Annotated in this window: 20 protein-coding genes and 1 pseudogene; 10 read left to right on the forward strand and 11 right to left on the reverse strand. The window is 66.0% G+C overall.

Features of this window, described 5'->3' with window-relative positions; genetic code table 11:
- Positions 1-191, reverse strand: a 191-nt coding sequence (locus tag VL973_RS09230) for a metal-dependent hydrolase (RefSeq protein ID WP_325283731.1), incomplete at its 3' end; no start/stop codon positions are given.
- A gap of 44 nt (positions 192-235) precedes the next feature.
- Between VL973_RS09230 and VL973_RS09235 the strand changes: the two genes are divergently transcribed.
- Positions 236-811 (forward strand): TetR/AcrR family transcriptional regulator, encoded by a 576-nt coding sequence (locus tag VL973_RS09235; RefSeq protein ID WP_325283732.1) that lies wholly within the window; start codon positions 236-238, stop codon positions 809-811.
- Between the two features lie 10 nt (positions 812-821).
- Here VL973_RS09235 and VL973_RS09240 read toward each other — a convergent pair whose 3' ends face one another.
- Both VL973_RS09240 and VL973_RS09245 read right to left on the reverse strand, forming a co-directional pair.
- Entirely contained in the window at positions 822-1,004 is a 183-nt protein-coding gene (locus VL973_RS09240) for a hypothetical protein (RefSeq protein ID WP_325283733.1), read from the reverse strand.
- Positions 1,005-1,074: 70 nt separating this feature from the next.
- Complete coding sequence (locus VL973_RS09245; protein ID WP_325283734.1) at positions 1,075-1,287, reverse strand: cold-shock protein; 213 nt, start codon at positions 1,285-1,287, stop codon at positions 1,075-1,077.
- Positions 1,288-1,473: 186 nt separating this feature from the next.
- Between VL973_RS09245 and obgE the strand changes: the two genes are divergently transcribed.
- The 8 genes from obgE (at position 1,474) to lptG (ending at position 10,466) form a co-directional block, all read left to right on the forward strand.
- Positions 1,474-2,553 (forward strand): GTPase ObgE, encoded by a 1,080-nt coding sequence (gene obgE / locus VL973_RS09250; protein ID WP_325283735.1) that lies wholly within the window; start codon positions 1,474-1,476, stop codon positions 2,551-2,553.
- The gene (gene proB / locus VL973_RS09255) at positions 2,538-3,683 is read left to right on the forward strand and encodes a glutamate 5-kinase (RefSeq protein ID WP_325283736.1); all 1,146 of its coding nucleotides are present in this window, start codon (positions 2,538-2,540) and stop codon (positions 3,681-3,683) included. Before obgE ends, proB begins: the two co-directional genes overlap by 16 nt.
- Positions 3,680-4,582 (forward strand): NAD-dependent epimerase/dehydratase family protein, encoded by a 903-nt coding sequence (locus tag VL973_RS09260; RefSeq protein ID WP_325283737.1) that lies wholly within the window; start codon positions 3,680-3,682, stop codon positions 4,580-4,582. The genes proB and VL973_RS09260 overlap by 4 nt, the downstream gene beginning before the upstream one ends.
- Before the next feature lie 67 nt (positions 4,583-4,649).
- Positions 4,650-4,895 (forward strand): acyl carrier protein, encoded by a 246-nt coding sequence (locus tag VL973_RS09265; RefSeq protein WP_325283738.1) that lies wholly within the window; start codon positions 4,650-4,652, stop codon positions 4,893-4,895.
- 7 nt (positions 4,896-4,902) lie between these two features.
- The gene (gene spt / locus VL973_RS09270) at positions 4,903-6,171 is read left to right on the forward strand and encodes a serine palmitoyltransferase (RefSeq protein ID WP_325283739.1); all 1,269 of its coding nucleotides are present in this window, start codon (positions 4,903-4,905) and stop codon (positions 6,169-6,171) included.
- Positions 6,172-6,181: 10 nt separating this feature from the next.
- Positions 6,182-8,098, forward strand: coding sequence for an ATP-binding protein (locus tag VL973_RS09275; protein ID WP_325283740.1), 1,917 nt, complete (start codon positions 6,182-6,184; stop codon positions 8,096-8,098).
- Positions 8,099-8,199: 101 nt separating this feature from the next.
- Positions 8,200-9,369 (forward strand): LptF/LptG family permease, encoded by a 1,170-nt coding sequence (locus tag VL973_RS09280; RefSeq protein WP_325283741.1) that lies wholly within the window; start codon positions 8,200-8,202, stop codon positions 9,367-9,369.
- Positions 9,369-10,466, forward strand: coding sequence for an LPS export ABC transporter permease LptG (gene lptG, locus VL973_RS09285; protein ID WP_325283749.1), 1,098 nt, complete (start codon positions 9,369-9,371; stop codon positions 10,464-10,466). The genes VL973_RS09280 and lptG overlap by 1 nt, the downstream gene beginning before the upstream one ends.
- A gap of 19 nt (positions 10,467-10,485) precedes the next feature.
- Here the strand turns inward: lptG and VL973_RS09290 are convergent, their stop codons facing one another.
- Positions 10,486-11,592, reverse strand: coding sequence for a fatty acid desaturase family protein (locus VL973_RS09290; protein ID WP_414712225.1), 1,107 nt, complete (start codon positions 11,590-11,592; stop codon positions 10,486-10,488).
- An 86-nt stretch (positions 11,593-11,678) separates the two neighbouring features.
- On the opposite strand from VL973_RS09290, the gene VL973_RS09295 reads away from it, so the two are divergent.
- Positions 11,679-12,824, forward strand: a complete 1,146-nt coding sequence (locus VL973_RS09295) for an N-acetyltransferase (protein ID WP_325283742.1) — start codon at positions 11,679-11,681, stop codon at positions 12,822-12,824.
- A 42-nt stretch (positions 12,825-12,866) separates the two neighbouring features.
- Here VL973_RS09295 and VL973_RS09300 read toward each other — a convergent pair whose 3' ends face one another.
- From VL973_RS09300 to VL973_RS09330, 7 genes and pseudogenes are all read right to left on the reverse strand, one after another.
- Positions 12,867-13,127, reverse strand: a complete 261-nt coding sequence (locus VL973_RS09300; protein ID WP_325283743.1) for a hypothetical protein — start codon at positions 13,125-13,127, stop codon at positions 12,867-12,869.
- Positions 13,128-13,318: 191 nt separating this feature from the next.
- Entirely contained in the window at positions 13,319-14,089 is a 771-nt protein-coding gene (gene xth, locus VL973_RS09305; protein ID WP_325283744.1) for an exodeoxyribonuclease III, read from the reverse strand.
- 7 nt (positions 14,090-14,096) lie between these two features.
- Positions 14,097-14,441: an iron-sulfur cluster insertion protein ErpA gene (gene erpA / locus VL973_RS09310; protein WP_325283745.1), complete on the reverse strand. Its 345-nt coding sequence runs from the start codon at positions 14,439-14,441 to the stop codon at positions 14,097-14,099.
- An 80-nt stretch (positions 14,442-14,521) separates the two neighbouring features.
- A complete protein-coding gene (locus VL973_RS09315; RefSeq protein ID WP_325283746.1) occupies positions 14,522-15,625 on the reverse strand; it encodes a M23 family metallopeptidase in 1,104 nt (367 codons plus the stop codon).
- A 141-nt stretch (positions 15,626-15,766) separates the two neighbouring features.
- Entirely contained in the window at positions 15,767-16,552 is a 786-nt protein-coding gene (locus VL973_RS09320) for a ferritin-like domain-containing protein (RefSeq protein WP_325283747.1), read from the reverse strand.
- A gap of 29 nt (positions 16,553-16,581) precedes the next feature.
- The gene (locus tag VL973_RS09325) at positions 16,582-17,043 is read right to left on the reverse strand and encodes a peroxiredoxin (RefSeq protein WP_325283748.1); all 462 of its coding nucleotides are present in this window, start codon (positions 17,041-17,043) and stop codon (positions 16,582-16,584) included.
- Positions 17,030-17,950: pseudogene (locus VL973_RS09330) on the reverse strand (glutamine-synthetase adenylyltransferase); the annotation flags it as partial. The gene VL973_RS09325 and the pseudogene VL973_RS09330, both read right to left, overlap by 14 nt.

Here is a 17,950-nt window from a genome sequence, read left to right on the forward strand (position 1 = left end):
CCGTCACGAAACTTGCGGACGCTGTCGATGAAAAACGCCTCGCCCTTTGGAAATGTGACCGAAAGGGCGTTGTAGAAAGCCGTCGCGATCGGGTCGCCGTCCAGCCACCAGCGGGCGGGCTGGTCGTCGCGGCCGAAGCGAACGTCACGCGGCGTGATCGTCAGATCGGCGGGAGTCTTTGCGTTCGCCATCGGAATCCTCCTAGATGGCGGAAATCTGGATATTACTTACACTCATGTCAATAGTTGCCCGCCGCCGCCTCTCGCCCGAAGCCTCAAGGGAAAGCGCCCTGACGGCCGCGCGCGAATTGTTGATCGAGGCGGGACCGCAGGCAGTGACATTGAAGGCGGTGGCGACCCGAATCGGGCGCACTCACGCCAACCTGCTGCACCATTTCGGTTCTGCATCGGGATTGCAGAAGGCGCTGGCCGAAATGATGGCCGACGCGATCACCGCCAAGATCGGCGCAGCCGCGATGCGCGCGCGCAAAGGCGGCAAGCAGCCACGCGAAGTGGTCGAACTGACCTTCGACGCATTCGATACTGAAGGGGCCGGGGCACTGGCGAGCTGGATGTTGCTGACCGGCAACGAAGACGCACTCGACCCGATTCTCGAGGCAATTCACCGTCTGGTCGATGACCTGAGCGCGGTCGCCAGCCCGGACAAGCCGATCCATGCCGATACGCTGCAACTGGTGCTGATGGCGCTCGGCGATGCGCTGCTGGGCGGGTCGATGACCCGCGCCCTGGGCCTGCCGCGCGAAACGGCGCGCCGGCTGGCGCTCGAATCGCTGGTCAGATCACAAGGTTAAGCCGCCGGAATTACTCCGCGGCGCTGCGGACGTTCGCGCGATCGCGCTCGACGCGCTCGGCCCGGACGGCCATCGCATCCCACGACGCGGCGGCGCGTTCGCAACGGACACGAACATTCTCAAGGGTCGAATCGGCGGCATTCTGTCGCTCCAGCGTGGCTCGATCGCGATAGAAGGTGGCGTTGTTGGCCATGGTCGCTTCCCCTTGTCGACAGGATTGGGTGGGCATGGCGACCGCCGGGGCGGCTGCCATGCCCGTCAGATCATTCTGCGCCGCGCAGGTTCACTGCGGCCATCTTGCCGCGACGATCCTGTTCCAGCTCATAGGCAACGCGCTGGTCCTGCTGCAGCGTAATCATGCCCGAACGCTCGACCGCGCTGATGTGCACGAACGCGTCGGCGCCGCCGCCATCGGGCGCAATGAAGCCATAGCCCTTGTCGGCGTTGAAAAACTTGACGGTGCCGGTAATGCTCATACTTCGTTCCTTCGGTTAAGGCCCGGCCAAAGACACCGGACCCTGGTGCCGCGGTGCAGGGAAAGAAGGAACGAGCCGCAAAGCCAAGAACCGTCGATTTGCGACTGTAGCAAGCTGTATATGCGCCTTTACCCGCCAAACCGCAAGCGGGGTGACGCCCCGCCCCCTTTGCGCTAGGGCGCGGCGATGCATTTTCTAGACCAGGCCAAGATCTTTGTCCGTTCAGGGCATGGCGGTGGCGGCGCCGTCGGTTTCCGGCGCGAAAAGTTTGTCGAATATGGCGGTCCCGACGGCGGTGACGGCGGCAAGGGCGGCGACATCATTTTCGAAGCCGTCGCCGGCCTGAACACGCTGATCGATTTTCGCTATACCCAGCATTTCCGCGCCCCGCGCGGCAAGGGGGGTGCGGGATCGAACCGCACGGGCGGCGGTGGCGACGATCTGGTCATCAAGGTCCCGGTCGGCACTCAGGTGCTGGCCGACAACGATGAACGCACCGTTCTGCTCGATCTCACCCATGTCGGCCAGCGCGTGGTGTTCCTGCGCGGTGGTGACGGCGGGCGCGGCAATGCCAGCTACAAGACATCGACCAATCGCGCGCCGCGTCAGCACGGCACCGGCTGGCCAGGTGAAGAGGCGTGGGTCTGGCTGCGCCTGAAACTGCTGGCCGATGCGGGCCTTCTGGGCCTCCCCAATGCAGGCAAGTCGACGTTCCTGAACGCCGTCACCAATGCCGAGGCAAAGGTCGGCGCTTACGCCTTTACCACCACCCGGCCCCAGTTGGGCGTCGTTCGGCACAAGGCGCGCGAGTTCGTGCTGGCCGACATTCCCGGCCTGATCGAAGGGGCCGCTGACGGCGCCGGGATCGGCGACCGTTTTCTGGGCCATGTCGAACGCTGTCGCGTGCTGCTGCACCTGATCGATGCGAACGGTGAGGATGTGGCCGAGGCATATCGTATCGTCCGCGAAGAGATTGATGCCTATGGCTCGGGTCTGACCGACAAGCCGGAAGTGATCGCACTGAACAAATGCGACCTGCTGGACGACGAATTGATCGCGGCGATTTCGGGCGAGCTTGCGGAAGCATCGGGCGGCGCTCTGGTCCTGCCGATGTCGGGCGTAACGGGCATCGGCGTCGAAGCCGTGCTCGACCGGCTGATCGAGATGATCGGCCCGCCCGAACAGAACAGCTATGCCGAAATGCGCGAGCATGACCCGGTCGAGGAGGGCGACGAGGGGGAAGAAAAGGCATGGTCGCCGATCTGACCGTCGCCGACGCCGCCGGCGTCTTTGCGCCTGCCATCTGCCCGCGCCTGATCGTCAAGGTCGGTTCGGCGCTGCTGGTCGATCCGGCGGGCGAAATCCGGCGCGACTGGCTGGCCAGCCTGGTCAGCGACATCGCCGCGCGGACCAGGGCGGGGCAGCAGGTGGCGGTCGTGTCATCGGGCGCCATCGCGCTGGGTGCCCGGCGACTGGGCCTGACCAAGGGCGGGCGCGCCAGCCTTGAGGACGCACAGGCCGCCGCCGCGACCGGACAGATCGCACTGGCGGGCACCTGGGCCATGCTGTTGCACGACCATGGCCTGACGGCGGCGCAGATGCTGCTGACGCTGGACGATCTGGAGGATCGCCGCCGTTACCTGAACGCCGCCGCGACGCTTGACCGGCTGCTCAAGCTGAGCGTCGTGCCGGTCATCAACGAAAATGATTCGGTCGCGACCGAGGAAATTCGGTTCGGCGACAATGACCGTCTGGCCGCGCGCGTCGGCGGCGCGGCGATGGCGCAGGGCGTCGTGCTGCTGTCCGATGTCGACGGGCTTTATACCGCCAATCCCGCGACCGACCCGGCGGCAACGCTGATCCCGCGCGTTGAGCATGTCGCCGCCGTCGAGCATATGGCCGACCGCCATTCGGCATCGGGCATGGGATCGGGCGGCATGGTCGCCAAGGTGGAGGCTGCGCGCATCGCCGTGGCGGCGGGCGCGAATCTGGCGATTGCCAGCGGCCATCCGCTGCACGCGCTGGCCCGTTTCGCCGAAACGGGGCGCGGCACGCTGTTCGTTGCATCGACGGCGGCGCCCGCGCGCAAGGCGTGGCTGCGCGGCGGGCTGACGGCGCGCGGCACGATCCATGTCGACGCAGGCGCCCTCGCGGCACTGCGCGCGGGCGGAAGCCTGCTTGCCGCCGGCGCGACGCGCGTGGAGGGGCGGTTCGCGCGCGGCGACCTGATCGTGCTGGCCGGCCCGGACGGTGTGCCCGTCGCACGCGGCCTTGCCGAATATGGCGATGCCGATGCCGCGCTGGTCGTCGGCAAACGCAGCGAGGAGCAGGCAGCCGTGCTGGGCTATGCCCCGCGATCGGCGCTGGTGCATCGCAACCATATGGCGCTGTTGTGAGCGTGCTGGCCGTCACCGGCGGCACCGGCTTTGTCGGCAAGCGCCTGATCGACCGCGCGCTGGCGACGGGGCACCGCATCCGCGCCCTCACTCGCCGCGATCAACCCGCGCGTCCGGGGGTGGCGTGGGTGCGCGGCGCGCTGGGCACGCCGGATGCGCTCGCCGAACTGGCGCGCGGCGCCGATGCGGTCATCCACATTGCAGGCGTCGTGAACGCGCGCGACCGCGCCCGGTTCGTGGCGGGCAATGTCGACGGCACCCGCGCCGTGCTGACCGCCGCGCAGGATGCGGGGATCAAGCGTTTCATCCATGTCTCCTCGCTGTCGGCGCGTGAGCCGGGGCTGTCCGACTATGGCTGGTCCAAGGCGCAGGGCGATGCCGCCGTGACCGCCAGCGACCGCGACTGGGCGATCGTCCGCCCACCCGCCATTTACGGACCGGGCGATCACGAGATGCTGGAGATGTTCCGGCTGGCGCGGCGCGGTGTGGTGCCGCTGCCGCCGCCCGGGCGGTTTTCGACGCTGCATGTCGATGACCTCGCCGCGCTGCTGCTGGCGCTGGCGGCATCCGACGCGCGCGGGGTGTTCGAGGCGGATGACGAAACCCCGCTTGGCTGGTCGCATGTCGAGTTCGCCCATGCGCTGGGCCGTGCCGTGGGCCGGCGCGTCGTGCCGATCTCGACACCCGGCGCGCTGCTGGCGCTGTCGGCGCGGATCGCGCGTGCGGTGCAGGGCGACCGGGCCAGGCTGACCCCCGACCGCGCCGCCTATTTCCGGCATCCCGACTGGGTGGTGCGCGCCGACCGCCGCCCCCCGCCCGCGCTGTGGCGGCCCCGGATCGCCACCGAAGCGGGACTTGCCGCCACCGCCGAGTGGTATCGCGCCGAGGGCCTGTTATAAGCCCGCCGAAAAGCCGCCGCATTGCCGTGTCACATGCGGCTCCACCGACCCTTTGAAAGACCGTTCCATGTCCGACCGCCAGGCCGTTTTCGATATCGTCGCCAAGCAGATCGAACCCTTCAACAAAAAGGGCGTGGCGCTCAGCGAAGCGACCACCTTTGCCGGCGATCTGGAATGGGACAGCCTGACCGTCATGGATTTCGTTGCCGCGATCGAGGATGAATTCGATATCCTCATCACGATGAACATGCAGGCCGAGATCGAGAATATCGGCCAGCTGGTCGATGCGGTCCAAAAGCTGAAGGCCGACTGAGGACGCCATGACCGAAGCCGCCGCCACTGCCCACGCCCTGCCCGCCGATGCGCCCGATGCGGCGCCCGCGCGCGACCTGTTCTCGAAATTCGACGCGCTGATCGCCGAGCGTGAAGCGCTGCTGGCGACCGGCGTGCGCGATCCGTTCGCGATCGTGATGGACGAAGTGAAATCGCCGACCGAAGCGGTCATTCGCGGCAAGGACACGATCCTGCTGGGCACCTACAACTATATGGGCATGACCTTCGACGCCGATGTGATTGCGGCGGGCAAGGCGGCGCTGGACCAGTTCGGTTCGGGCACCAACGGCAGCCGGATGCTGAACGGCACCTTCCGCGACCATATCGCGGCGGAGGATGCGCTGCGCGCCTTTTACGACGCCGATCATGCGATGGTGTTCTCGACCGGCTATCAGGCCAATCTGGGCATCATCTCGACCATCGCGGGCAAGGGTGATTACATCATCCTCGACGCCGACAGCCATGCGTCAATCTATGACGGCTGCGCGCTGGGCAATGCCGAAATCGTGCGTTTCCGTCACAATTCGGTCGAAGATCTGGACAAACGTTTGGGTCGCCTTCCCGCCGATGCCGGCAAGCTGGTGGTGCTGGAGGGCGTCTATTCGATGCTCGGCGATATCGCGCCATTGAAGGAAATGGTCGCCGTCGCGCGCAGGCATGGCGCGATGACGCTATCTGACGAAGCGCATTCGATGGGCTTTTACGGAGAGCATGGCCGCGGCGTGTATGAGGAGCAGGGGCTGGAACTGGGCCGCGACATTGATTTTGTCATCGGCACCTTCTCGAAGTCGGTTGGCACCGTCGGTGGCTTCTGCGTGTCGAACCATCCCAAGTTCGAAGTGATGCGGCTGGCGTGCCGCCCCTATATCTTCACCGCGTCGCTGCCGCCCAGTGTCGTCGCCACGGCGGCCACGTCGATCACCAAGCTGATGACCGCGACAGAAAAGCGCGCGCGGCTATGGTCGAACGCCCGCACGCTGCACGCCAATCTGAAGGGGCTGGGCTTTCATCTGGGCACCGAAGCGGCCGACAGCGCGATCATCGCCGTCATCCTGACCGATCAGCAGCAGGCCGTGGTGATGTGGCAGGCGCTGCTGGAAGCAGGGCTTTACGTCAACATGGCGCGCCCGCCCGCGACACCCGCCGGCACGTTCCTGCTGCGCTGCTCGCTGTGCGCCGAACACCGCCCCGAACAGATCGAGGCAATCACACGGATGTTCGCCACTGCCGGACGCGCTGTCGGCGTCATCGATTGATCGAACCGGCATGGCGGAGGCACGGGTTCCCCGCTGGTTGAGGGATGACTGGCGCGGCTGGGTCGTGGCACTGGTGCTGGTGCTGGGCCTGGCCGTGGCATTCGGTCTGTTCCGCACCGTCATCGATTCAAACGCCGCGCGCGACCGCGCGATCGAACGGCGCTCGCACAGTTTCGAAGTGCTGATCCTGACCGAATCGCTGGGCGGCAGCATGGCGCGGGCCGAGGCGTCGCTGGGCCGCTTCGTCATCAGCGGGGACAAGCGGCTGGGCGTGCTTTATGAGCGCGACTGGTCGCTTGCCCGGCGCCAGATCGCCCGGCTGGAGCGACTGGTTCGCGACAATCCTGCTCAGGCCCGGCAGGTCGAAGGGCTGGCGCGCGCTTATGCGGATCGCGGCACCGAACTGGCGCGGGTTGCGCTGTTCAGCAATTATGCGCGGCATAATCAGGCGCTTACGGCCTATTATGAGGCGCGCGACAGTGCCTCGCTGCGCCGTATTCAGACATCGATGCGCGCACTGGCGGTGACCGAGCGCCAGTTGCTGGACCGGCGTTCGGTTGCGCTGGACGCGACGGTCGCGCGCACCAACCGTCTGGCGGGCGGGCTGCTCGCCATCGGCTTCATGCTGCTTGCGCTCGGCGCCTTTTTCGGCTGGAGCCTGATCCAGGCGATTGCCGCGCGCAAGGCCGCCGATGCGGAAGCCGCCGATGAGCGCGCGCGCGCCGCCGAACTCGAAGCCGCCGTCGCGACCGCGACCGCCAGCCTGATCGCCGAACAGGGCGAACGCGCCGCTGCCGAAACAAGGCTGGCGCAAGCACAGAAGATGGAAGCAATCGGCCAGTTGACCGGTGGCATCGCCCATGATTTCAACAATATGCTGGCGGTTGTTCTGGGTAGCATCGAACTGGCGCGCCGCCATGTCGATGGCAGCCAGACGGTGCTTCGCCACCTGGATCTCGCCACCGAGGGCGCCGATCGCGCGGCCGCGCTGACGCGCCAGTTGCTGGCCTTTGCACGGGTCGAACCGCTGGCGCCCGAAGCCGTCGATCCGCACGCGCTGATCGCGGGCATGGTGCCGCTGCTCGACCGCACGCTGGGCGACGGCGTTCGCATCGAAACGCAAAGCGGCCACCGCGACTGGATGATCTGGGCCGACCGGCACCGGCTGGAAAACGCGCTCCTCAACCTTGCGGTCAATGCCCGCGACGCGATGGAGGGTCGCGGCCAGTTGACGATCACGCTGGCCGCCGTGGCGCTGAACCAGGGGCAGGTCGGCAATTGCACCGCCGGCGATCATGTCGCGATCGCCGTCACTGATACCGGGCATGGCATGTCCGACGATGTTCAGGCGCGTGTTTTCGAACCCTTTTTCACGACCAAGCCGGTCGGCAAGGGCACCGGGCTTGGGCTGAGCCAGGTGTTCGGCACGGTGCAGCAGATGGGCGGCGAGATCGCGATCGATTCGGCCCCCGGTCGGGGCACCACCGTCACGCTGTATCTGCCGCGTCAGACCGGCGTGACCAGCACGGCGCCAGCCGGCGACGACCCGCATCGGGACACCGGCTCGCGCGCCGGTCTGGACATTCTGGTGGTCGAGGATGATCCGCGCGTGCTGAGGACAACGATGGCCGCCCTTGGCGAGTTGGGCCACCGCCCGGTCGCGTGCAACGATCCGCTGGCGGCGGATGCGGCACTGGACGGCATGGCCAATGTCGACCTGATCCTGTCCGATGTCGTCATGCCCGGCCGCACCGGGCCGGAAGTCGTATCGGCGCTGCGCGCCCGTCGACCGATGGTTCGGGCGCTGTTCGTCACGGGTTTCGCCGGTGATCTGGACGAGGGGACGCTGGGCGGCGAACGCGTGCTGCGAAAGCCGTTCACGCTGGACGCGCTGGAGGCTGCCGTCATCGAAGCGGCCGGGGGCTGACAAGCGGCACGGCGCGTGCCTATAGAACGAAACGGCCCGTCCGAACGCTGGCGAACCCGCAAAGGCACCCGATCCCCTTTATGGCCTCGATCGACCGTTACATGGCTCGCCTGATCGCGGTGCCGCTGTTCTCGACCCTGGTCATCGCGGCGATGCTGCTGGTGCTCGACCGGATGCTGCGCCTGTTCGACTTCGTCGCGACCGAAGGGGGGCCGGTCGGCGTCGTGTGGAAGATGCTGGCGAACCTGCTGCCCGAATATCTGGGTCTGGGCATTCCGATCGGCCTGATGCTGGGCATTTTGCTGGCGTTCCGCAGGCTCGCCTCGTCGAGCGAGCTGGACGTGCTGCGCGGCGTGGGGATGAGCTACACACGGCTGCTGCGCGTCCCGTATCTCTACACGATCGTTCTGGCCGCAATGAACCTTGCCATCGTTGGCTTTGTTCAGCCAACGGCCCGCTACGCCTATGAGGAATTGCGGTTCGAGCTTCGCTCGGGCGCGCTGGGCGCGTCGATCAAGGTGGGCGAGTTCACCAGCTTCGGCGAGGACATGACGCTGAGGATCGAGGAAAGCCGCGACAATGGCGCGGACCTGTCGGGCATCTTCGTCAATTTCAAGTCGAAGGACGGCGCCTGGTATGCCGCCACCGCCGAAAAGGGTCAGTTCTTTCGCACCGACGATCCGAACACGATCATCTTTCGCCTGACCCGCGGCGCGCTCGTCCATAATTCTCCCGATTATGTGCAGCCGCGCGTGCTGACCTTCACCAGCCACGACCTGCCGATCCCGCTGCCCGAGTTCGGACGGTTTCGCGCGCGCGGCGACCGCAATCTGGAACGCACCCTGCCCGAACTGGTGGTCCTGGGCAGTGATCCGGGGGTGAGTGAGGAAGTGCGCGACACCAGCCGTGCGGCATTCCACTTCCGCGTGGTGGAGGTCGCGACGATGTTCCTGCTGCCGCTGCTGGCGCTGGCGCTGGGCGTGCCGCCCAAGCGATCGTCGTCGGCGCTGGGGGTGTTCCTGTCGATCGTGATGATCGTCACCTATCACAAGATCAACGAATATGGCGAAGCGGTCGGCGGTCTGGGCCGAATCGACCCGCTGATCGCGCTATGGGTGCCGTTTGCGATCTTTGCCGCGCTGATCCTGTGGATGTATTACCAGATCGCCTTTGTTCCCGGCGGCCAGCCGATCGGCGCGCTTGAGCGCTGGGCAGGCAAGCTGGGCGCGGCGATCGCCCGGCGTCTGCCGGGTCGGCGGCGCAGGGCATGATGATGGGACCGTCCTTTTTTCCTTCGCGCACCGTTGCGCTTTACATGGGCAAGATGTTCCTGATCCGCACCTTCGCCATTCTGGCGGCGCTGGTGCTGGTGCTTCAGGCGCTGGACCTTTTGTCCGAAAGCGGGCGCATCCTTGCCCACGAAGGCAATGGCCAGTCGCAGGTATGGCGCTATGTCAGTCTTCGCACGCCGGAGATCATTGCGCGCTTCCTGCCCTTTTCGGTGCTGCTGGGCACGATCATCACGCTGACGACGCTCAACCAGAACAGTGAAGTCGTGTCGATGAAGGGCGCCGGCCTGTCCGCGCATCAGGTGCTGGCGCCGCTGATCGTCACCGCGCTGGGTGTCGCGGCGGTCAGTTTCGCCTTTAACGAACGCGTGGTCGCGCGTGCCACCGCGACGCTCAGCCAGTGGCAGGCGGTCGATTACGGCCCGTTGCCGGTCGACCGGGGGGAACGCGGCAATGTCTGGGTGCGTGAGGGCAACAATCTGATGAACGTGCGACAGGTTCGCGGGCGCGGCGATGCGGCGATGCTGGGCGGCATCACCCTCTATGTCCGCGACGGCGGCACGCTGCGGTCGGTGCTGATGGCCGATACCGGCCGTCGCGAGGGCGAAGGCTGGCGCGTCGAGGGCGCGCGGCGCTTCGATGTCACCGCCGGCCGGATGGACGTGCTCGGCTCAACGCATATCGGCGACGGCATCAGCCCCGATCAGTTCACGCTGGCAAGCGTCGATGCCGATGGGCTTTCCTTTACCGCGCTGGCCAGCGCCATCGACGAACTGGACGCAGCCGGGCGCCCGACCAAGGCGCTGGAGGGCGCGCTGTGGCACAAGCTGTCGGGACCACTTTCGTCGATCCTGATGCCGCTGCTGGGTGCGGTCGCGGCGTTCGGCGTCGCGCGATCGGGCAAGCTGTTCGTGCGTGCGGTCGTCGGCATGGGCCTTGGCTTCGCCTATTTCGTCGCCGACAATTTTGCGCTGGCGATGGGCAATCTGGGCGCATATCCGCCCTTCCTCGCCGCCTGGGCGCCGTTCCTGCTGTTCTTCCTGATCGGCGAAGCGGTGCTGATCCGCACCGAGGAATAAGCGGATATCCTAACTGCGGTCAGGCCGCCCGAATACCGAACGTCCCGCGCACCAGTCGCACCAGCAAACCCGGCAGGCCGCGATGATTGGCCGCGTGGAAAGGCGATTGCGGTTCCAGCGCGCGTGACAGGCGGCGATGCGCCTTGCCAAGCGAATGATAGGGCAACCCTGGCAGCAGATGGTGCAACGCGTGATAGCGAAGGCCGACCGGCGCCCACAGGAAGGGCAGCATCCCCGGCGGCGGCACATTCACCGAATCGAGATACTGGGCCGTCACCGACATGGCCTCCCCCTCATTCTCCCACAGATGCGCCACCAGCGTGCGGACCTGATTGACGACCATTATCAGTGAGATCGCGACCAGATAGATCGCGAATGACCTGAGCGGCACGACACCCGTCGCCGTCAGCACCATCAGGCCGACCGCCCAGATGCTGGCCGCAATCTCGTAACGCTGCCACAGCTTGCGCGCCTCCCCCTCGGCGGGGCGACGGCGGAAATCAGGATTTATCGCCAGCGCGGAGAAACGCGCTTCGACCTCGCGGCGCAACGCCGGGCTGAACAGGCTCAGCGGCGCCAGGATTCCGAAGCGGATCAGGAATCCGATCGGCGCCAGCGCCGACACCAGCACGAACAACGGCACGCTCCACGGCTTCATATGCGCCAGCGGCAGATATTCGGGGTCTTCAGCGGTGCCATAACGCGTGCGCTGGTGGTGCAGGTTGTGGACGCCTTCATACATGAAGGACGGCGCCATCAGCGGCACGCCGACCAGCGCATTCCAGCCCAGACGAAAGCCCGGCAGCGCCGAATGCTTGATGTGGCTGACTTCGTGAATGAAACTGGCCGCGCGATACAGCGCCAGCACCGCAACCACGAATGCCACGATCGCCCAGCCGGTCGAAGCCAAGGTCATCGACGCGAACAACCCGCCATAACCCATCGCACAGGACGCGATCAGATCGGTCCAGTAGATGGCGGGCCGCGCCTTCAACAGATCGCGCGTCAACTCTGCCGCGGTTCGCAGCATCGCCTTGTCCTCGGCCATCCGGTCGCGAACCGGGGCCGTCATCCGCTTCGACGCCACGCCAGCGGCCCCGATCTGGTTCACGGTCATCATGTTCATGGTTGCAGTCATTACCGTCAGATAGTGGCAGTATGTGGGCGTGCAATCGCTTGACAGCGCCGGCTACACACGGAACGCAAGGCGGCATGATCCAGGTCCGCCCCGTTGCCACCAAGGCCGATACCCGCGCCTTTATCGACCTTGCCTATCGCCTGAACGCCGGCGACCCCAATTGGGTCGCGCCGCTTCGCAGTGAAGTGGCCGAAACGATCGACCCCAGGCGGAATGGCTGGTTCAGCCATGCCGAGGGGCAGTTGTTCCTGGCCGAGCGCGAGGGGCGCGTCGTCGGACGCATCTCGGCGCATGTCGACACGCTGGCGCTGACGATGCCCGCAAATCGCGGCTTTGGCGCCGGATGCGGTCAATGGGGATTGTTCGAGGCGGAGGACGCCGAAACTGCGGCCGCGCTGATCGGCACGGCCGAAACCTGGCTGAAGAACAAGGGGCTGACGCGTGCGCTCGGCCCGATCAGCCTATCGATCTGGGAACAGCCGGGATTGCTGACCGAGGGGTTCGATCATCCGCCCACCGTGATGATGGGCCACAACCTGCCGCACTATCGTGACTGGATCGAGGCGGCGGGCTATCGGCCGGCCAAGGAACTGGTCACATATGATCTCGACATCACCGGAGACTTTCCGCCGATCATCCAGCGGATCGTCACGGCGGGCGAACGCAATGCGCGCATCCGCATCCGGCAGGTCGACAAGTCGAAGTTCGAGGCAGAGGCCGCGATTATCCTGTCGATCCTGAACGACGCATGGGGCGACAATTGGGGCTTTGTGCCGCTGACCCAGCCCGAAATCGACGATGTCGGACGCAAGCTGAAGCCGATCGTGTTCAACGACCTGATCCGTATCGCCGAGGTCGATGGGGAGCCGGTCGCGTTCATGATTACGCTTCCCGATCTGAATGAAGCCATCGCGCCGCTGGGCGGGCATCTGTTCCCGTTCGGCTGGGCAAAGCTGCTCTGGTGGCTGCGCCGGCCACGGGCACGGACGATGCGCGTGCCGTTGATGGGCGTGGTCAAGCGGCTGCAATCGTCGCGCATGGCCAGCCAACTGGCCTTCATGATGATCGAATATATCCGCCGTGACGCGGTTGCGCGCTATGGCGCTTCACGCGGCGAGATCGGCTGGATCCTGGACGACAATCAGGGAATGATCGCGATCGCCGATGCCATCGAAAGCCGGATCAACAAACGTTACACGATTTTTGAGAAGGCATTGTAACCGCGCGCTCCGGGACTGGTCGGCCCCGGAGCGCTTTGCGGCTTATCGGCCAGGGTTGAACGGGTCGACGCCCTGGCTCTTCCAGCCTTTCAGCGTGTTGCACACCTTGCGCGGCACGCGCGAGCCGGTCAGCGTTTCACGAACGCAGATGCGCGTATCGTCGCTCACCGAATAGGGTGCGACCGCCGGGCGCGCATTGGCCGCCGCCTTCGGCTCGTCCTCGGCAAAGGCCGGTTGCGCGGCAGCAAGGCCGAACGCAGCGGCGAAAACCATGGCGGTGCGGACGGTGTTGATGTTCGGCATGTTCTTCCTCCTCCAATATCGTCGCGGGGGCTGACGACGACCGGAAGATTGCACGCCCCGTGCCAAGTGACGCCGGCACGCATTTTCAATGTCTTACAGAAATCTCGATTGTCGATTACACTTGTAGTCAGCGTATTTTGCCAAGCCGTGGCAAATCGCGCCATCACGGTTTGACGCTACGTCATGCGCGATCAGCGAAGGCGCACCCAGGTCGGCGCGTGGTCGCTCGCCTTCTCCCGCCCGCGATGCCCCTTGTCCACACCGGCATCGACCAGTCGGTCTGCTGCGATCGGACTGAGCAGCAAATGATCGATGCGGAACCCCGCATCCCGCTGCCACGCGCCTGCCTGATAGTCCCAGAAGGTCCAGACGCCGCCACCGGGAAAGCGCGTTCGCAGCGCATCGGTCCAGCCTTGCGCCAGCAACCGGCGATAGCCCTGTCGCGATTCGGGCTGCATCAGCGCGTCGTCGGCCATCGCGCGCACCGAAAACACATCCTCGTCATTGGGAATGACGTTATAGTCGCCCGCCAGCACCACCGGGCGTTCCTCGCTCAAAAGCTGGCGGGCACGATCCGACAACCGCTCGATCCAGCGCAGCTTGTAGTCGAACTTCGGCCCCGGCGTCGGATTACCATTGGGCAGATAGATCGACGCGACAATCAGACCGCCGACGTCCGCCTCGATATAGCGGCTATGCTCGTCCTCCGGCTCGCCAGCCAGACCACGGCGGCGCTCGACCGGGTCGGCATCGCGCGCCAGGATGGCGACGCCGTTGAAGCCCTTTTGCCCATGCCATATCGCGCCATATCCGGCTGCACGAATATCGGCTTCGGGAAAGGTCTCGTCGCTCGATTTCAGTTCCTGAAGACAGACGATATCGGGCTTCTCCTCGTCCAGATATTCGAGGAGCCGGGGCAGGCGCGCCTTGATCCCGTTGACATTGTAGCTGACGATTTTCACGCGCGCGTCAAACCGCGAAGCTGGTGCCGCAGCCGCAGCCCGACGCGGCGTTGGGATTGGTCACGCGAAACGCCGCGCCGCCCAGTGACTCGATGAAATCGACCTCGGCGCCGCGCACCAGATCGAGGCTGACCGAATCGACGATCAGTTTTACCCCATCGGTTTCGGCGATCGTGTCGTCGCTCTCCGCCGCATCGGCCAGGCCAAAGCGATACTGAAAGCCCGAACACCCGCCCCCTTCGACCGAAAGGCGCAGAATGGCGGGCTTACCCTGTCGCTCCGCAATTGCAGCGACGCGAGCGGCCGCCGAGGGGCTTAGGGCAATGTCGGAAGCGAGCGATGTGTCGGTCATGGGATGGAGATAAGGGAAGTGGGGGTCGCCGACAATGGACGACCCCTCTCCTCCCCTACCGCTTGAAACACATGGGGGTCTTACTTGGCGGGACCACCGACCGCGGCGCGCTGACGCAGCGCCTTGTCCTGCGCGCCTAACAGAACGTCGGCAGTCTGCATATAGGGGACCGGATTGACCGGGCGCCCGCCGACGCGAACTTCATAATGCAGATGGCTGCCCGTCGAGCGGCCGGTCGAACCCATCAGGCCGATCAGCTGGCCGCGCTTCACCCGGACATTATCGCCGATCACGATCTTGCTCAGATGACCATAGCGGGTCTGAATGCCCTTGCCGTGATTGATCTCGACCAGGTTGCCGTAACCGCCGGCCCGTTGCGCCCTAGAGACGATACCGTCGGCCGTCGCATAAACCGGCGTGCCGACCGGGCCGGGAATGTCGATCCCGGCGTGCATTGCAGCCGTGCCGCGGAACGGGTCCGAGCGAATGCCGAATGTCGAGGTCAGCGAAACATTTTCCACCGGCTGAAGCGACGGAATCGAAATCACCGCCTGTTCGAGCGTGTCGAGCTTTTTCCAGCTCTGAAACAGCGACCGGAATTGCGCGTCGGCATTCACTTCGATCGCGGCATCGGCGCCTTCCTTGCTGTCGAGCGGCAGATAGGGACCGCCCATGCCGGCACGCGCCAGCACACGACCGGGCTTCATGCCAAGCTTCTTCAACTGGCGTTCGGTAGCGGCGATGCGAGCGTCGGTCGCCTGCTGCGCGGCCATCGCGAACTGGACCTGACGCGCCTCGACGCGCTGGAGCGGGGCAAGGATCTGGGCGGCGGCGGCCTGCACGCGGGCTTCGGAGGCTTCGGCCAGCGCGGCGAGTTCTTCGGGTTCACCCGTGCCGCTCAGCACCGCGGCGATCAGTGCCTGACGCTTCTCGACGCGGGCGGCATGAGCCTTGGCGGCTTCACGAACGGCAGCGACATCGGCGCGCATTTTCGTCACTTCGGCTTCCATCGCGGCAACCTGGGCGTCGGGCGCCCCGGCATTCGCGGCCTGAACCGCGCCATAGCCGGTCAGACAAAGCGTCATCACCGCCACGCCGGCCGAAAAAAGCTGATGCGCCGGGCTGATCGTGAAGCGGCGCGCCTTGCGGCCATCATGAAAAATGAACTGACGTGTCCGCAGCAATGGATCCGATCGTCGACCCGATGCGTTCATCTCGCTCGTAACATCTGACATAATGTGCTTGCGACCCACGAACACGGCTTGAGGCAGGATGCCCCTCCGCTGATTGACCGTCCGGTTCGCAGCCCCACCCGCGCCGTGACGTCACAATCTGTGTCTGCCCGGCTCGGATGGAGCAAGGGGCGCATAGTAATCGCGCGTCAGACCGGCAGCAGCGCGCGCCGAGTCGTTGAACGGCGGCTTAACCGAGCCTCGGAAATAGCGGCGCACCAATGCCTGCCAGTGACGGGCGGGGTCCAGCGAATCCCGTTCGCATCCCCATTGATACCAGCATGTGCCCGCGCGAACGTGCCCCACCTCGTCGCGCAGGATGCGCTCCAGAATGCGGACGGTGGGGACGTCATCGGCGCTGGCGAAACGCTCGATCGTCTGCGGCGTCACGTCCAGCCCGCGCGCTTCCAGCACCATCGGCACGACCGCCAGCCGCCCGAGCGCGTCGTGGCGGGTGGCAAAGGCGGCGTCCCATAATCCATCATGCGCGGGCATCGCGCCGTAATGACTCCCCAACTGGCGCAGCCGCCGGTCAACGAGCGCGAAATGCATCGCCTCATCGGCGCCGACCGCGATCCAGTCATCGACAAAGCCGCGCGGGAACTGCCCGCCGAACCGCCCGACGGCATCGAAGGCGAGGTCGATCGCCACAAACTCGATATGCGCGAGCGCATGGATCAGCGCCACGCGACCCCGCGCCGAGCCGCCCTTGCCACGGCGCGGCATCTGATTGGGCGGCAGCAATTCGGGCATGTCGGGCCGCGCGGGCCGGTCGGGCATCGACACGTCAAAGCGGTGGTCGAGCCGTCCCGCCCGCCACGCCCGCGCTGCTGCCCGCGCGGCCTTGACCTTCGCCCGCGGGTCGGCGGTGGTCAGCACGCCTCGCGCCGCGTGGGCAACAGAGCCGTTCACAGCGCCCTTGCGGCGTCCAGCACCTGCGCGGCATGGCCGGGCACCTTCACCTTGCGCCACGCCCGCACCAGCCGACTGTCCGCCCCGAACAGGAACGTCGCGCGCTCGATCCCCATATATTTCTTGCCGTACATGTTCTTTTCGACCCACACGCCGAACGCCTCGCACACGCTGTCGTCGGCATCGGTCGCCAGCGGCACCGTCAGTTCGTGCTTGGCGGCGAACTTCACGTGGCGTTCGGGCGAATCCTTGGAAATGCCCAGCACATCCACGCCTGCCGCGTCGAAATCGCCCAGCACCGCCGAAAAATCCCGCGCTTCGCTGGTGCAGCCGGACGTATCGTCCTTCGGATAGAAATAGACGACCAGTGCCCGGTCCTGATCGGACAATCGCCGCCTGCCCCCATCGGGTATCGTCACGGTCACATCGGGAATAGCGTCGCCTTCATTCAGTGCCATTGCTCACTCCTTTTACAGCTGCCCATGCGGCGCTCACCCGCGCTCGCGTCTCCGCCAGCGCGGCCAGCACCGAATCCCAGTCGGGCAGGGCCAGCGCGCGGGCAATCAGGGCCTTGGTCGGTGGCGATGGCGCCTGCGCGTCGGGCGCCACCAGTCGCATCGTGACGATCAACCGCGTCAGCAGGTCATGTGCGGCCCGCAATTCGGGGGCGACCAGCCCCGCCGCCGCCAATGCATCGATCGCGTTCGCCAGATCGGGCGCAAAGCCGGTGCGGTGGGCAAGCTGGCGGACATGCACCGCAAACTCCAGATCGACCAGACCGCCATCGAGCAGCTTGGCATCCAGCGGTCCCTGCGCCGGTTTGTGCGCCCGCATCTCCTCGCGCATCGTCCACGCGCCGCCCGCGACATCGCGTTCGGGGCGCGCACCGGCCAGCACATCGTCAATGATCGCCTGAACCTTGCCGCGTGCATCATCCGAACCGAAAACCGGACGCGCGCGGGTCAGGGCCATATGCTCCCATGTCCACGCGCTTTCCTGCTGATACCGGCGGAACCCCTCCAACGAGACGACCAGCGGTCCCTGATTGCCCGATGGGCGCAACCGCGTGTCAACCGGATAAAGCGGGCCGGATGCGGTCGCCACCGACAGCGCCGCCGTCACCCGCTGCGCCAGCCGGTTATAATAGTGCACGGCACCCAGCGGCCGCTTACCGTCGCTGTCGGCGGCATGATCGCCGGTGAAGAGATAGACCAGATCAAGGTCGCTGGCATGGGTCAGCTTGCCGCCGCCCAGCCGGCCCAGCGCCAGGATCACCAGTTCGCTGCCCGGCACGCGCCCGTGTGCGCGCTCGAAATCGCGCGTGGCGGCATCGGCCAGCGTTTCGATCGCCGCCTCGGCCAGCCG

The organism is Sphingomonas sp., assembly GCF_035490575.1.
GTDB lineage: Bacteria > Pseudomonadota > Alphaproteobacteria > Sphingomonadales > Sphingomonadaceae > Sphingomonas.